General features: G+C 65.7%; 15 protein-coding genes. 7 read left to right on the plus strand and 8 right to left on the minus strand.

Going from position 1 to position 14,981, the window contains the following annotated elements; genetic code table 11:
- Nucleotides 1–21 precede the first annotated feature (21 nt).
- From KUV82_RS10740 to KUV82_RS10765, 6 genes are all read right to left on the minus strand, one after another.
- On the minus strand, nt 22–690 hold the full coding sequence (locus tag KUV82_RS10740; RefSeq protein ID WP_258319729.1) for a retropepsin-like aspartic protease family protein: 669 nt from the start codon (nt 688–690) through the stop codon (nt 22–24).
- A 46-nt stretch (nt 691–736) separates the two neighbouring features.
- On the minus strand, nt 737–1,735 hold the full coding sequence (gene egtD / locus KUV82_RS10745; RefSeq protein ID WP_219954268.1) for an L-histidine N(alpha)-methyltransferase: 999 nt from the start codon (nt 1,733–1,735) through the stop codon (nt 737–739).
- Nucleotides 1,735–2,988, minus strand: a complete 1,254-nt coding sequence (egtB, locus tag KUV82_RS10750; RefSeq protein WP_219954269.1) for an ergothioneine biosynthesis protein EgtB — start codon at nt 2,986–2,988, stop codon at nt 1,735–1,737. The genes egtD and egtB overlap by 1 nt, the downstream gene beginning before the upstream one ends.
- A gap of 131 nt (nt 2,989–3,119) precedes the next feature.
- Nucleotides 3,120–4,229: a GGDEF domain-containing protein gene (locus tag KUV82_RS10755; protein ID WP_219954270.1), complete on the minus strand. Its 1,110-nt coding sequence runs from the start codon at nt 4,227–4,229 to the stop codon at nt 3,120–3,122.
- A gap of 88 nt (nt 4,230–4,317) precedes the next feature.
- Nucleotides 4,318–5,691: a class II 3-deoxy-7-phosphoheptulonate synthase gene (locus KUV82_RS10760; protein ID WP_219954271.1), complete on the minus strand. Its 1,374-nt coding sequence runs from the start codon at nt 5,689–5,691 to the stop codon at nt 4,318–4,320.
- Between the two features lie 129 nt (nt 5,692–5,820).
- Nucleotides 5,821–8,760 carry a M16 family metallopeptidase gene (locus KUV82_RS10765; RefSeq protein WP_219954272.1) on the minus strand — a complete coding sequence of 980 codons (2,940 nt, stop codon included), beginning with the start codon at nt 8,758–8,760 and terminating at the stop codon, nt 5,821–5,823.
- Between the two features lie 101 nt (nt 8,761–8,861).
- Here KUV82_RS10765 and KUV82_RS10770 point away from each other — a divergent pair, with 101 nt between their 5' ends.
- The 7 genes from KUV82_RS10770 (at nt 8,862) to KUV82_RS10800 (ending at nt 13,101) form a co-directional block, all read left to right on the plus strand.
- Nucleotides 8,862–9,443: a NifU family protein gene (locus KUV82_RS10770; RefSeq protein ID WP_219954273.1), complete on the plus strand. Its 582-nt coding sequence runs from the start codon at nt 8,862–8,864 to the stop codon at nt 9,441–9,443.
- Between the two features lie 32 nt (nt 9,444–9,475).
- A complete protein-coding gene (locus tag KUV82_RS10775) occupies nt 9,476–10,069 on the plus strand; it encodes a malonic semialdehyde reductase (protein WP_219954274.1) in 594 nt (197 codons plus the stop codon).
- 36 nt (nt 10,070–10,105) lie between these two features.
- Nucleotides 10,106–10,705 (plus strand): tRNA (adenosine(37)-N6)-threonylcarbamoyltransferase complex dimerization subunit type 1 TsaB, encoded by a 600-nt coding sequence (tsaB, locus tag KUV82_RS10780; RefSeq protein ID WP_219954275.1) that lies wholly within the window; start codon nt 10,106–10,108, stop codon nt 10,703–10,705.
- Nucleotides 10,702–11,154 (plus strand): GNAT family N-acetyltransferase, encoded by a 453-nt coding sequence (locus tag KUV82_RS10785; protein WP_258319730.1) that lies wholly within the window; start codon nt 10,702–10,704, stop codon nt 11,152–11,154. The genes tsaB and KUV82_RS10785 overlap by 4 nt, the downstream gene beginning before the upstream one ends.
- 116 nt (nt 11,155–11,270) lie before the next feature.
- Nucleotides 11,271–11,708 carry a MucR family transcriptional regulator gene (locus tag KUV82_RS10790; protein WP_219954276.1) on the plus strand — a complete coding sequence of 146 codons (438 nt, stop codon included), beginning with the start codon at nt 11,271–11,273 and terminating at the stop codon, nt 11,706–11,708.
- A 75-nt stretch (nt 11,709–11,783) separates the two neighbouring features.
- Nucleotides 11,784–12,206: a Fur family transcriptional regulator gene (locus tag KUV82_RS10795; protein ID WP_219954277.1), complete on the plus strand. Its 423-nt coding sequence runs from the start codon at nt 11,784–11,786 to the stop codon at nt 12,204–12,206.
- Nucleotides 12,207–12,264: 58 nt separating this feature from the next.
- The gene (locus KUV82_RS10800; RefSeq protein WP_258319731.1) at nt 12,265–13,101 is read left to right on the plus strand and encodes a lysophospholipid acyltransferase family protein; all 837 of its coding nucleotides are present in this window, start codon (nt 12,265–12,267) and stop codon (nt 13,099–13,101) included.
- On the opposite strand, the gene KUV82_RS10805 is transcribed toward KUV82_RS10800, so the two are convergent.
- Together KUV82_RS10805 and KUV82_RS10810 are read right to left on the minus strand one after the other, a co-directional pair.
- Nucleotides 13,098–13,982, minus strand: coding sequence for a LysR substrate-binding domain-containing protein (locus KUV82_RS10805; protein ID WP_219954279.1), 885 nt, complete (start codon nt 13,980–13,982; stop codon nt 13,098–13,100). The two genes, KUV82_RS10800 and KUV82_RS10805, sit on opposite strands and share 4 nt — an antisense overlap.
- A 68-nt stretch (nt 13,983–14,050) precedes the next feature.
- Entirely contained in the window at nt 14,051–14,971 is a 921-nt protein-coding gene (locus KUV82_RS10810; protein WP_219954280.1) for a hemolysin family protein, read from the minus strand.
- Nucleotides 14,972–14,981: the final 10 nt, after the last annotated feature.

Consider the following 14,981-nt stretch of genomic DNA (forward strand, 5'->3'; position numbering starts at 1 on the left):
GGCAAGGTCCAACGCCGGATTTTACGAAATCGTATCCTCGGACTTGGGGACGAGGATCAGCGTGTTGTCCTCCACCCGCCACGAACCGAGCCGTGCGAGGACGTTCATGCCGATCACGTTGAAGTCGCCAAAGCTTTCCGCAACCGCCGCATCGGTGCCGCTGGCGCTGACATTGCCGAAGGTCAGGCTGTCGACCGTGGCGACATGGGCCTGCACCGTGCCGTTGGCCGTGCCGAGCATGATCGGGATGCCGCCACGGCGCGGTTCGAGCCCGGCGCGATCGGCCAGCGGTTCGGAAATCGCGGTGAGCGTGGCGCCGGTGTCGATCATGAAATTGCCAGGCACGCCGTTCACCTCGGCCCGGACCCAGAAATGCCCATCAGGCGACAGCGGGATGCGGGTCTCGCCGCCCCACACCACCTGTTCGGGAAGGCCGATCTGCGGCACCGCGACGTCGAAGCGCGGATCGAAACGCGAGAGCTGCAGAACCACCGTGATCAGGATGAGACCCAGCGCCAGCGAGCTTGCCATGCGCAGGATACCGCCGAGCGCCGAGCGCTTGGCCACGATCGCGCCGACCCAGCCCAGCAGCATGGCGGCCACCGCGGCGACCAGCAGCTCGCTGCGGGGGATCGCGCGAAGGGTGTCGGCGGCGGCGCTGAAGGCAGGCTCGAGTTCCATGAGAGGCATATAGGAACGCACCTATGGCGCGTCCATGAACCGCTTGGCGCTTTTGTCAGGGCGCCTCGCGCTGCTCGGTCGATTTGGCGAGGATAAGCGAGAAACGCTCCTCGCTGTCGAGCCAGCGCTTCACCGGGGTCCAGCCGCCTGCGAGCAGCAGCATATTCGCGCTGCGCCGGGTGAACTTGTGGCTGTTTTCGGTGTGGATGGTCTGGCCTTGCTTCATCGAGAAGCTCTCGCCCGACACCTCGAAAGCGATGTCGCGCGTGGCCTTCAGGTGCATCTCGATGCGCGCCAGCGTGTCGTTCCACACGGCCCGGTGCTCCAGCGCGTCTTCGGGAATCGTGCCATCGAGCTCGCGGTTGATCCGCGTCACCAGGTTGGCGTTGAAGCGCGCGGTGATGCCCTTCGCGTCGTCATAGGCCGCTTCGAGTACCTTGCGGTCCTTCACCAGATCCATGCCGATGAGCAGCATGGGCCGCTCGCCCTCGTCCGCGCCGAGCGTTGCCCGCATCGAGCGCAGCAGGTCGACTGCGGTGCGCGGGACCATGTTGCCAATGGTCGAACCGGGGAAGAAGCCGAGCTTCTTGAGCGGGGCGACCGCATCGGGCAGGCGCACGCGGCGCATGAAATCGGCTTCCACGGGATGGACGTCGAGATCGGGGAACTTCTCGCCCAGCGCAGCGGCGCTGGCGCGCAGGAAATCGCCCGAAATATCGAGCGGGACATAGGCCGCCGGATCGATCGCGCGCAGCACGAGCGGTGTCTTGACCGAACTGCCCGAGCCGAATTCGACCACCGCGCGGCCCGGCCCGATCAGATCGGCAAAGGCTTCGCCCTGCGCGGTCAGGATCTCGGTCTCGGCGCGGGTGGGGTAGTATTCCTCGACCTTGGTGATCTCTTCGAAGAGGCGCGAGCCTTCCTCGTCGTAGAACCAGCGCGCGGGGATGGCTTTCTGCCGCTGGCGCAGGCCCGCCAGCACATCGGCACGAAACGCGCGGTCGACGCCGTCCTCGTCGAGGTCAACAAGGGCGATCCCGGAATTGGCGGTCATCAAATGTCCTTTGCCAGCCTGAGGCCGGTGAACTGCCAGCGCTGGTGGGGGTAGAAGAAATTGCGATAGCTGGCGCGCGAATGGCCGCGCGCGGTGGCGCAGCTGGCGCCTTTCAGAACGAACTGGCCGCTCATGAACTTGCCGTTGTATTCGCCCACCGCGCCGGCCGCGGGCTGGAAACGCGGATAGGGCAGGTAGGCGGAGCGGGTGAACTGCCAGCAATCGCCGAACAGCCCTTCGCTGCCTGAGGGAAGCGGAGGCGCGGCGCCGTCCAGCTGGTTTCCGCCGTGGGGGTCATGCGCGGCTGCCTCTCCCTCTTGTCCGCGGGCTATGGCTTCCCATTCGAACTCGGTGGGCAATCGGTTACCGGCCCAGGTCGCAAAGGCGTCGGCTTCGAAATAGGAGATATGCGTGACGGGCGCCTGCGGGTCGCGCTCCTGCCAGCCGGAATGGGTGAAGTGTTCGCCCTCGCGCCAGTAGAGCGGTGCAGCAATGCCGTTCTCGCGCACCCAGGCCCATCCGTCGGAGAGCCACAGGCTCGCAGTCGCGTAGCCGCCATCGGCGATGAAGGCGTCCCATTCCGCGTTGGTGACCAGCCGCGAAGCAAGCGCAAAAGGTTCAAGCAAAACGCGGTGCGCGGGGCCTTCGTTGTCGAAGGCGAAACCGTCGCTCTGGTGGCCGATCCGCGCCACGCCGCCGGGGTGGCTGTGCCAGCCCTGCTCGCGGGTCGTAGCCTGTTCGGGCGCGCCATCCCACATGGCGACGCCGAGCGGGTTCTGGAACAGCGCATGCTTGATATCGGTCAGCAGCAATTCCTGGTGCTGCTGCTCATGCGAGAGGCCTAGCTCGATCAGCGGGGCCAGCTCCTCACGGTCGAACAGCGGCTCCATCGCCGCATCGACATGCGCGCGCCAGCCGAGGATCTCCTCCAGCGTCGGGCGCGAGAGCATCCCGCGCGAGAAACGCGCAATCCGCTCGCCCTCCGCCTCGTAATAGGAGTTGAAAACGAAGGGCCAGTCATCGTTGTAGAGCCGGTAGCCTGCCGCATGGTCACGCAGCAGGAAGGTTTCCCAGAACCAGGTCGTGTGCGCGAGATGCCACTTGGCAGGGCTCGCATCCTCCATCGACTGGATCGTCGCATCGGCATCGGACAGCGGGGCGACCAGCGCCTCGCTCAGCGTGCGCACCGCGCCATAGCGCTGCTCGAGGTCCTCCCCGAGGGCGTAGTGTTGCGCGCGCTGGACCTGGGGCATTGCCCGTCCCTCCCCTTTGCGGATGCCGGAGATCGCCACCCGCCCCACTACATGGCCTATCCGGGTGACGATTTGAAGGCTTGCGCGAAAATTGCCTTTCCGAAACAAGCGAATGGGCGCTGGTTGCCGGTCTAGGCGGCGAGCGAAATCCGGTTGCGGCCGGCGCGCTTGGCGGCAAACAGCGCTGCATCCGCGCGGGCGAAGAAGGTGAGGCTCGTCTCCCCGTCTTCGAGCGTTGCGGACCCTATGCTGGCGGTAACAGGGGGCACGGGCGCGAGTGCCGTGCCGGCCTCGATCGCCAGCCGCAACCGCTCCGCCAGCGTCTCCAGCTCTCCGGCAGCGAGCCCGGGAAGGATGCAGACGAACTCCTCGCCGCCGATACGGGCTGCGAGCTGTCCCGCCCTTGTGTGACGCCTGACGATGCGGCCCACTTCCTTCAGCACCCCATCGCCTGCGGCATGGCCATGGGTATCGTTGACCGCCTTGAAGTGGTCGAGATCGAAAACCAGCAGCGACAGCGGCGTTCCGCTGGACCGCGCGTTCACGATCATCCTGTCGAGCTCGGCCATCGCGTGGCGGCGGTTTGCAAGGCCGGTCAGCGGGTCCGTGCTGGCAAGGCGCCTTTGCCGCTCCGCCTCGGCCAGCGCCTCCTCGCGTTCTTCGGCGAGCGCGGTGACCATCGAATAGTCTTCGGTCACATCGCGCACGACCATGAAGATATGCTCGCGCGTGCCATCGGGCGCAAAGCCGTTTCGGGCCCGCGCGCGTAGCATGCGCACCCCGCTTTCCGGGTTCTCGATCTCGAATTCCACCACGAAACTGTCGCGGTCCTCGCGGTGCGCGAAGGTGGTGCTTTCAAGCTGGCTGAGGCCGTTGGGAAACAGGGTGGCGATAGCTGCATCGTCCGGAGCCGTGCCCTCCTTCAGCCCGGTGATCGCGCACATTTCCTCCGACCACTTGTGCTGGCGTGTCTGCACAAGGATGCACCAGCGCCCGACGCCTGCGAGCTCCTCGGCCAGCTCCATCTGGCTGACGTTTTCGGCGAGCGAGCGGTTGCGGCCATCCAGATGCCGCGAGACCCGCTGCTGGCGCACCAGCAGCACCAGCAGCGGGACGGCCGTCGCAAGCACCAGCCAGCGTCCGGTCCGCTGCGCCTCACCGCTGAGCTGAAGGAAAGCGGGCACGGCCACCAGCGCCCAGCTCACCACGACCAGAACGGCCATCCAATAGCGTTGCGGCATCGCATCCTCCATTCAGGGACGCGATGCCGCAATCAGGCTGAAGGACTTGCGAAGCGGCCCTAAGGGGAAATGCCTAAGCCGCCCTGTCTCAGGCAGCGTCGGCCTGTCGCACGCTGTGCTCTTCGTTGAGCATTTCGGCGATCAGGAACGCCAGTTCGAGCGACTGGGCCGCGTTGAGGCGGGGGTCGCAATGCGTGTGGTAGCGGTCCTTCAGCGCCTCGTCGGTGATCGCCACGGCGCCGCCGACGCATTCGGTCACGTCCTGGCCGGTCATCTCGACATGGATGCCGCCCGGATGCGTGCCTTCGGCGCGGTGAACGGCGAAGAAGCCCTTCACTTCGGTCAGGATGCGATCGAAGGGACGGGTCTTGTAGCCGCTGTCCGACTTGATGACGTTGCCGTGCATCGGGTCGCAGCTCCACACCACCGGGTGCCCTTCGGCCTTCACTGCGCGCACCAGGCGCGGCAGGCCGTCTTCCACCTTGTCGTGGCCGAAGCGGCTGATCAGCGTGATGCGGCCCGGCTCGCGCGCCGGGTTCAGCGTGTCGAGCAGCTTCAGCAGCGCATCGGTTTCCAGGCTCGGCCCGCATTTCATGCCCAGCGGATTGCCGATGCCGCGGCAGAACTCGACATGCGCGCTGCCTTCGAAGCGGGTGCGGTCGCCGATCCAGACCATATGCGCGCTGGTGTCGTACCAGTCGCCGGTCAGGCTGTCGCGGCGGGTCAGCGCCTGTTCGTAGGGCAGCAGCAGCGCCTCGTGGCTGGTGTAGAAGCTGGTGCGCTGCAATTGCGGCAGCGTTTCCGGGTTCACCCCGCAGGCTTCCATGAAGTCGAGCGCTTCGCCGATGCGGTCGGCGATGTCGGAGAACTTGTCCGCCCATGGGCTGCGGCCCATGAATTCGAGCGTCCACTGGTGCACCTGGCGCAGGTTCGCATAGCCCCCGGTCGCAAAGGCGCGCAGCAGGTTGAGCGTGGCGGCGGCTTGCGAATAGGCGCGCACCATGCGCTGCGGATCGTTCGTGCGGGTGGCTTCCTCGAACTCGATGCCGTTGATGTTGTCACCGAAGTAGCTCGGCAGCGTCACATCGCCCTGCGTTTCCGTGTTCGAGCTGCGCGGCTTGGCGAACTGGCCGGCCATGCGGCCAACCTTCACCACCGGCTTCTTGCTGGCGAAGGTCATCACGACCGCCATCTGCAGCAGCACGCGGAAGGTATCGCGGATGTTGTTGGGATGGAACTCGGCAAAGCTTTCCGCGCAATCGCCGCCCTGGAGCAGGAAGGCCTTCCCCTCGGCAACTTCGGCAAGGTCTGCCTTCAACGCGCGCGCTTCGCCGGCGAAAACCAGCGGCGGGTGCGTTTCAAGCGAGGTGGTCGCAGCCTCGAGCGCGGCGGCGTCGGGATATTCGGGCAAGTGCCTTGCCTCAAATCCCTGCCAGCTTTCGGGTGCCCAATTGGTAGCCATTACTCATTCCATTCTGCAGCGCCGGAATTGGCGCCTTTGTATGCCTGTGTAGCAGACGAGCACGCCTCTTGTCGCAAGCAGCATTTGCTTGGCCAGCTTAAAAAGCCGATTGCAGTGCGCGCTTTTCCCTTAGCGACCGGAGGCGGTCTGCGCCCCGCCGGTCGCGGTTGCCAGCGGCTGGCCTTCGGGAATGACGGCAAGACGCCACCCTTCGCGGCTGCCGAAATACTTCTGCGCCAGCGCCTGCAGATCGGCTGGCGGCACGCGGGTGTAATCGGCCAGCAGGAAGCGCAGCAGGTCGATCCGGCGGTCATCCACGGTCGAGCCCTCGAGCTGGTAGAGCCAGAAGAGGTTTCCGGTCGACGCACGGCTGACATACTGGCGCAGCGGTTCGACAACGCGGTTGTACTCGTCCTCGCTCACCGGCGCGCTGGCGAGATCCTGCGCGATTTTCTCCGCTTCGGCGAAGAACACCGGCACATCCTCGGGGCGCAACTGGGCGAGCGCGGCAATGCGCCCGCCGCTGTTCACATCGCTCGGCCAGCTGGAGCGCACGACCGGCGAATAGCTGGCGCCCGCATGTTCGCGCATGGCGTCCATCAGCCGGTTGTTGAACAGCGAAGCCAGCACTTCGAGGTGGCGCGATTCGCGCAGGTTGTCGACGCCCGCACCGCTCGGCCAGGCGATCACGGCAGCGGCCTGGTTGGAATCGCCGCGATGGTAACGCACGGCCGTTTCGCCGCCTTCGGGGAAGCTCACCGGACGCTCGAGCACTTCGGCCGGAGCCGCGCTGCGCGGTTTGAGCGCGCCGAAGGTCTTGCGCAGCGCCTCGATCGTTTCGGCCATATCGAATTCGCCGAACACCAGCACCTCGACCGGCCCCTGCATCAGCAGCGGCTCCCACACTTCGCGGAATTCCTCCGGCGTCGCCTCGTCGAACATGGCCGGCGTCGGCGTCAGGAAGCGGTCGTCGCTGTCGCGCAGGAGGTATTCGAGGTCACGCGAGAGGATGCCGCCGGGATTGGTGGCGTAGCTTTCGTAGGCAAGCTTGCCCGCCGCCTTGGCGCGCAGGACCGGATTGGGGTCCCAGCCCGGCATGGCGAGCTTGGCGGCGAAGAGGTAGAGCTGTTCTTCCAGGTCCGCCTCGCGCGTCTGGGCGTAGAAGGTGAAGGCCCCGTCGCCGGTCTGGAAATCGAAGCCGAACTTGCGGCCGGTGGAGAGCCGGTCGAGCTCTTCCTGCCCCAACTCGCCGATCCCTGCGCCGATCAGCGCGGAATAGCCGAGGTTGGCATATACAGACTGGTCGGGCTCGATCGCGCGGAAGCCGGCGCCGAAACGCACTTTCACCGCCACGCGGCCGGGTTCGGCATCGTTGGACCACAGGATGGCTTTCACGCCATTGGCAAATTCGACCTTCTCGATATCGAGAATGCCGAGTGGGCCCTGCGCCCTGATCTGGCCGGGTTCGCCCACCGGGGGCAGGTCGTCGAAGGAAATTGCCTGCGCAGCAATGCGCGCACCCGCATCCGCGTCGACGGTTTCGAGGAGCGCGGTGCGCAGCGCGGTATCGCTCGCCTCATCCGCCTCGGGCGTGACGTAGGCGGAGCGGATCACGTCGCCGGTAAACAGCGCCCGCGTATGTTCCAGCACGAGTTCGGGCGTGACCGTGGCGCGCATCGAATTGAACACCTGCAGCACCGTTTCCGGCGCAGCGATAGCTTCGCGGATATCGACCGCGTTGACCACATCGTCGGCCAGCTGCGGTCCGGGCAGCACGCGGCGCTGTTCGACCTGGCTCTTGAAGATGATCTCGAACTCGGCGAGCTCGCGGTCGATCTCTTCCTGCGAGGGCGGTGTTGCCAGCGCATCGGCGATCACACCGCGGATGTCGGCAAGCGCGGCTTCCCAATCCTCGGTCAGCGGCGCGAAATTGACGAAGGTCATGTCGGCCGAGCGGCTGACGTCGTCCTGCGTGACCTGCGCGTAGAGGAAGCTGCCGCCCGCACGGGCGCGCGATTCAAGGCGGCGGTTGATAAGCGCCTGCGCCAGCGCATCGCGCAGCAGGCCCTCGTTATAGGCCACCGTGTCGAGGACCGGGCGCCAGGGGCGCATGATTGCGTAGGTGAAGGACCGCGGCAGGTCGGGCTCGACGATCACGCCGACCTCGCCCACCGGGTTGGCAGCGTCCGCTCCGGCCGGCGCGACGGGATCGCCGAAATCGGGCGCGGGCACATGCGGCCCCTCGCCCTGCCAGTCGCCGAACCAGCGCTCGATCTCTGCGGCAAGCTGCATCGGATCCATGTCGCCCGCAGCCACGACCACCACGTTTTCGGGCCGGTACCAGCGCTTGTGGAAGGCCGAGACGCTCGCCCCGGTCGCACCGGTCAGCGTCTCCTCGGTGCCGATCGGCACGCGGTTGGCGAGCCGCTGGCCGGCGAACAGCACTTCGCGAGAGGCGTTGCCCGCGCGTTCTGCCGGACCGCCGCGTTCGCGCTTTTCGGCGAGCACGATGGGCACTTCGGCGCGCACATTTGCGTCGGTCAGCACGGGCTCGCGGACCATGCCGGACAGCAGCTTCATGCTTTCCGCGAGCTTCACCGTATCGGTGTTGGGCAGGTCGAGCTTGAAAACTGTGTGCGTCGGGCTGGTTTCGGCGTTGGTGTCGCTACCGAAGGTCGCGCCAAGGCGCTGCCAGGTCGGGATCGCTTCGGCGGGACCCAGATACTTGCTCTCGCGGAACAGCAGGTGTTCGAGCAGGTGCGCGTAGCCCTGCTCGCTGTCTTCCTCGTGCAGCGAGCCTGCATCGATGCGCACGCGGACCGATACCTGGTCGGGCGGCACGCCGTTCTTGCGGACCGCGTAGCGCAAGCCGTTGGGCAGCTCGCCAAAGGTCCATTCTTCGTCGCGCGGGACGTTGCTGCCCTCGTAGATCCACGGCGTTCCGCCCTCGGGCGTCGTGTATTGCGGCGTGGGCGCGGCCGGGTCCTGCGCAAGCAGGGGCTGCGGCGCAAGCAGGGCAGCGGGAAGGACGAGCGCGAGACGCCGTACGGCGCGCGAAAAATCGGTCATGCACGGCATATAGGGGGGCAACGCGTGAAGGCTAGGTGAATGTCAGCGCGCAAAGCGATCCTTGCTTGCCGCAGCGGCAAGCGCTCCCTACATCGCGCCCCATGTTCATCGAGACCGAAACCACGCCGAACCCTGCCAGCCTCAAGTTCCTGCCCGGGCAGCAGGTCATGGGCCAAGGCACCCGCGAATTTGCGACGCCGGAAGCCGCCGAAGCCAGCCCGCTGGCGCAGGCGATCTTCGACACGGGCGAGGTCGTGAACGTCTTCTTCGGCGGCGATTTCGTCACCGTGACGGCGGCGCCGGGCGTCAACTGGACCGACCTCAAGCCGCAGGTTCTCGCGATCCTGCTCGACCATTTCGTGGCGCAGGCCCCGCTCTTCGCGCCCGGCAGCGCCGGCGGCATCTCGGTGCCCGCCGAAGACGAGGACATGCTGGTCGAGGAGCGCGAGGAAGACGCCGATATCATCGCGCAGATCAACGAACTGCTCGAAACCCGTGTGCGTCCGGCAGTTGCCGGCGACGGCGGCGATATCCAGTACCGCGGCTACCGCGACGGGATCGTCCACCTGCAGATGCAGGGCGCGTGCTCGGGCTGCCCGTCCTCGACCGCCACGCTCAAGCACGGCATCGAAGGCCTGCTGAAACATTATGTCCCCGAGGTCGTTGAAGTCCGCGCAGCCTGACTTCTCTTTTACCGATCAAAGGACACGACATCTTGGCCGACACGCTTTCCGCAGACGCCCTCGACATCCTCTTCCGCGATGCGCGCAGCTATAACGGCTGGCTCGACACGCCGGTGAGCGACGAGGAAATCCACGCCATTTACGAGCTGCTCAAGATGGCGCCGACTTCGGCCAACATGCAGCCCGCGCGGATCGTGTGGGTGAAGTCGGACGAAGCCAAGGCGAAGCTCGCCGAGTGCGCTTCGGAAGGAAACCAGGACAAGATCAAGGCCGCGCCGGTGACCGCGATCATCGGCTACGACATCGATTTCCACGAGGAACTGCCCTGGCTGTTCCCCCACACCGACGCCAAGAGCTGGTTCGAAGGCGACGAGGAAGGCCGCAAGGAAGGCGCGTTCCGCAATTCCTCCCTGCAGGGCGCCTACCTCATGCTCGCCGCGCGCGCGCTGGGGCTCGACTGCGGCCCGATGTCGGGCTTCGACAACGAGGCGGTCGACAAGGCGTTCTTCGGCGACAACCCGAAGCACAAGAGCAATTTCATCTGCTCGATCGGCCATGGCGACCCGAAAAGCATCTTCGATCGCAGCCCGCGGCCCGAATTCGATACCTTCAACCGCATCGCCTGACTTGAAGCGCGCCCGCGCCTGAGGCAGGGCGCGGCTATGCGGATTCTCGCCATTGAAACGGCCACGGAGGCCTGTTCGGTCGCGCTGTTCGAAGACGGCGCGCTGCTCGACGCGCGCCATGAAGTGCTCGGCCGCGGGCATGCCGAACGGTTGGTCCCCATGATTGCGGAGCTGCCGGACAAGGGCCGCGCGGACGAAATCCGCGTCTCGCTCGGGCCCGGCAGCTTTACCGGCGTGCGCATTGGCCTCGCCGTTGCCCGCGCGCTGGGCATTGCGTGGGGCGCGACGGTGCGCGGCTATCCCACGCTTGCGCTGGTCGCGGCCATGGCGCGTCAGCCTGTCCGGGTGTGCATGACCGGCGGGCACGGTGAATGGTTCGTGCAGGACTATGGGACGGACGGATTACCGCAGGGCGCGCTTGCCTCGCTCACGCCCGATGCGGCCGCGGCCCTGCCCCCTGCCCCGCTGGTTGCAGGATCGAAGGCGGAAGAGCTTGCCGCCCTCGCCCCCGCCCCGGTTTCCGATGTCCGCCTGCCCGAGGCGGCCCATGCCCTCTCCATGGACGAGAGCCTGCTGACCGACAGCCTCGCTCCGCTCTACGGTCGCCCGCCGGATGCAAAGCGGCCCGGCGCATGAGCGAGCTCGACCAGCTGATGGCGGTCATGGAAGCCGGCTTCGAGCCCCATTGGCGCGAAGCCTGGACCCGCCAGCAAGTCGAGAACTCGCTCGCCATGCCGCACAGCTACGCGATCCTGATCGATAATGACGGCAATTCCCCACCCAAGGGCAGCACGGCCGCCGGGTTCATCCTCGCGCGGCGTGCGCCCGGGGAAGAAGAACTGCTGCTGATCGCCGTGCACCCCGAAGCGCGCGGCAAGGGCCTTGGGCGCGCGCTGATCGAACGCTTTGTCGAGGGCGCCAGCGCTTCGGGCGCCGAGCAGGTCTTCCTGGAAATGCGCGCCAACAATCCGGCGGAAAGTCTTTACCGCGCCTGCGGCTTCGCCCCGATAGGGCGGCGCAGGGATTACTACCGGACCCTTTCCGGCGAAACTCTGGATGCCATAACCTTCGCCCGCCAGTTGTAGCAATGCGTCAGAAAGTGTCCACAATCGAGCGAGTTGCAATTTTCTTGTCGAATTTATACAATGGGACGTACCGGGGTCGCACCTGCTAGAATATTCCCAGTATAGAAGGGCACAGGATGCAAGAGTTCGAAACGGACATGTCCGAGACGCTTATTACACTTACCTCGGACATCGTCGCGGCCCATGTCAGCAACAACAACGTTGACGTGGATCAAGTCCCGGCGCTGATCTCCAATATCTATTCGGCGCTTTCGGGCCTCGGTAAAGACGTCAGTCAGGAAGAAACCCCGGAACCGGCAGTTCCCATTCGTTCCTCGGTCAAGAAGGACTACATTGTCTGCCTCGAAGACGGGAAGAAGATGAAGATGCTCAAGCGGCATCTTAAAACCGCCTACGACATGACCCCCGATGAATACCGCGCGCGGTGGAACCTTCCGCCCGACTATCCGATGGTCGCTCCCAGCTACGCCGAAAAGCGGCGCGAGCTGGCGGTGAAGATCGGCCTTGGCCGCAAGCCCGGCCAGAAGCGCGGTCGCAAGAAGAAGGCTGCATAAAGCCCCTCGGTTCGCCTTGAGAAGAACGCCCCGGCCCGATAAGGGTACGGGGCGTTTTTCATTCGGGAAGCACCATTGCACCAGAAGATCGATCTTGAACAATTGTGTGCCGACAAGGGTCTGCGCATCACCGAACAGCGCCGCGTGATCGCGCGCGTGCTGTCCGAAAGCGACGACCACCCCGATGTGGAACTGCTCCACGAACGGGCGAACAAGATCGATTCCGGCATTTCGATCGCGACCGTCTACCGCACGGTCCGCCTGTTCGAGGAAGCCGGCATCCTCGATCGCCACGATTTTGGCGATGGCCGCGCGCGCTACGAAGCCGCACCCGAAGCGCATCACGACCACCTGATCGATGTCGAATCGGGCAACGTCATCGAGTTCGTTGATCCGGAGATCGAAGCGCTGCAGAAACAGATCGCCGAGAAGCTCGGCTACCGTCTCGTCGACCACCGACTGGAGCTTTATGGCGTCCGCCTCGACCGCGAAGGATAAGGGGGTCGCCCGCGCCGAACGGCGCCTGGCGAAACTTTCAGCCCGGCGCGTCGCAGCGATGCGAGGCGAGAAGACGCCGCTCAATGCGCGCGAATGGATCCGCTTTATCCTGCGCACGCTGGGCATTCTGGTGCTGCTGCTGATCTTCGTGCCGCTGCACTATCTCTACCGCGTCTTTGCCTATGGCTCGCCCTTCCCCATGCTGTTCCTGCGCTACACCGCGCGGGTTGTGGGGGCGAAGACCAAGATCGAAGGCACGCCGCTGCGGCGCGACGTGTTCTTTATCGCCAACCATGTCTCGTGGATCGACATCCTCACGCTTGCGGGCGCGTCGGGGACGGCCTTCGTCGCCAAATACGAGCTTTCGCAGGTTCCGGTGATCGGGTGGCTGTGCAGCCTCAACCGCACCGTTTTCGTCAAGCGCGAGAACCGCATGGGCGTGGCCGAACAGATCAACGCGCTGAAGGAAGCGCTGGCAGACAATTGGTCGGTCACGGTCTTTCCCGAAGGCACGACCACCGATGGCAAGTCGCTGCTGCCGTTCAAGAGCTCGATGCTCTCGGTCCTCGAACCGCCGCCGCCGGGCGTGCTCGTCCAGCCGGTGGTGCTCGACTATGGCGAGGTGGCGGAATTCATCGGCTGGGTCGGCGAAGAAGGCGGCCTCAACAACGCCATGCGGGTCATGGGGCGCAAGGGCACCTTCACCCTGCGGATCGTCTATCTCGAACCCTTCAGTCCCGAAGAGTATCGCGGCCGCAAGGCGATTGCGACCAAGGCGCGCGAGGAAATCGAAGCGGAGCTGTCCGCCTCGCTCGACGAGCCGCTGCGCGATTTCCGGCACACGGTTGCCGCGATCCGCTACACCGCGCCCGATGCGAAAAGCGAAGAGGGCTAGAGCCCGGCCTTGACCAGCCAGTCGTGGAACAGGCGCACGGGCCGCTCTTCAAGCGCGCTCGGCTTGCACACGAACCAGTAGCTGTAGGGGCTCTCAACCGTCACATCGAACAGCGTCGCCAGCCGCGTGTCGGCAGCGCGGCGCATGTGATCATCGTGCATGATCGCAATGCCGAGGCCCTGTGCGGCGGCTTCCAGCATGATCTGACCGGAATCGAAATGGTCGATCGCCGCCGGCTCAAGGTCGGCCATGCCGATCTCCGCGCGCCAAGCAGTGAAGCTTTCGGGCAGCTCGTTGTGAATGAGGAAGGTCTGCTTGGCCAGCACGTCCGGGTCGGGCTTCGGCCCGATCTTGTCGGCAAGCTCGCGGCTGCAGATGGCGTGGACCTTGTTGTAGTCGAGCCGCACGGCGTGCAGCCCGCGGGTCGGGCCGCGCGAAAGGATGATGGCGGCATCGAGCACGTCGCCCACGCGGTCTTCCAGATGCGCGCCGGTATCGATGTCGATGTGCAGCAGCGGATGCCGTTCGCGCAGCTCGGCAAGGCGCGGGAACAGGCGCTGGGTGCCGAACAGCGGCAAGACGCCGAGGTGCAGGCGCAGGACCGAGAGGTTCTCCGACTGGCTTTCCACCGCGCGTGCCAGCGCTTCCAGCTGCGGGTTCACCGCTTCGAAGAAGGCGTGCCCGTCATCGGTCAGCTGCATCGACTGGCGCGCGCGCGTGAACAGCTTCTTGCCGACAAAGTCTTCAAGATTGCCGATCCGGCGCGACAGGGCCGAGGGGCTGAGGCCAAGCTCGTCCGCCGCCGCCCGGGCCGAACCCAGACGGACGGTGCGAACGAAGGCTTCAAGGGCGCGAAGGGGGGGGAGTCTCCGGGTAGCCATGGGAGTTGCACGCTATGGGCGCGTGTTGCGCCTGTCGAGGGGCAATGTGCAGAAATCTGCAACTGCCGTCACACAGCTGTCGCACTTTCCTCCGGTGCGTGGAGCCGCAGGCGCGTCACATGCGTCTCGTCGCCATCGGTGACCTCGATCCGCCAGCCGCTGGGATGTTCGACCACGCGGCCCACTTCGGGCACCTGCTCGGCCAGCACGAAGGCAAGCCCCCCCAGCGTGTCGACCGATTCCTCGACCTCGGCCAGCGCGGGCGAGACGCGTTCGGCAATATCGTCGAGCTCGGCGCGCGCATCGCAGTCCCACATGCCCTCGCCGATATCGACGATCCATTCCTCGGGCGCATCGTCGTGCTCGTCCTCGATATCGCCGACGATCTCCTCGACAAGGTCCTCGATGGTGATGAGGCCGTCGGTGCCGGAGAACTCGTCCACCACCACCGCCAGGTGCATGCGCTGGGCGCGCATGTCGGCGAGCACGTCGAGCGCGTTGCGCGTCTGGGGCACATAGAGCGGCTGGCGCATGAGCACCGTCCAGTCCTTGGGCGGCGTCTCGCCGCGCGCGAGGATCGTGAAGACATCCTTGATGTGGATCATTCCGATCACATCGTCGAGCTGGTCGCGGTAGACCGGCATGCGCGAATGGCCGTGCTCGGCGAAGGTCTCGACCAGCTCGTCCCAGCTGGCGCTGGCGTTCATGCCCACGATCTCGCCGCGCGGCACGGCCACGTCGTCCGCGTCGTGCTCGGAAAAATGCAGCAGGTTGCGCAGCATCTGGCGTTCGACCAGCGAAAGGTCGCCCGTGCCGCTGTTCTCGGGAACGTCGTCCCCGTTCTCGCCCTCTTCGTGCTCGTCGATCGCTTCTTCCAGCTGCGCGCGCAGCGAGCGTTCGCCGTAATCGGGGTCGAAAAATTTCCGGATTGCGAGCAACAGCCCGCTGCTACTCTCCGCGTCTCCCGCGGGTGATGACGAATCGGGCATGGCCCTGACA

This window comes from Qipengyuania flava, assembly GCF_019448255.1.
GTDB lineage: Bacteria > Pseudomonadota > Alphaproteobacteria > Sphingomonadales > Sphingomonadaceae > Qipengyuania > Qipengyuania flava_A.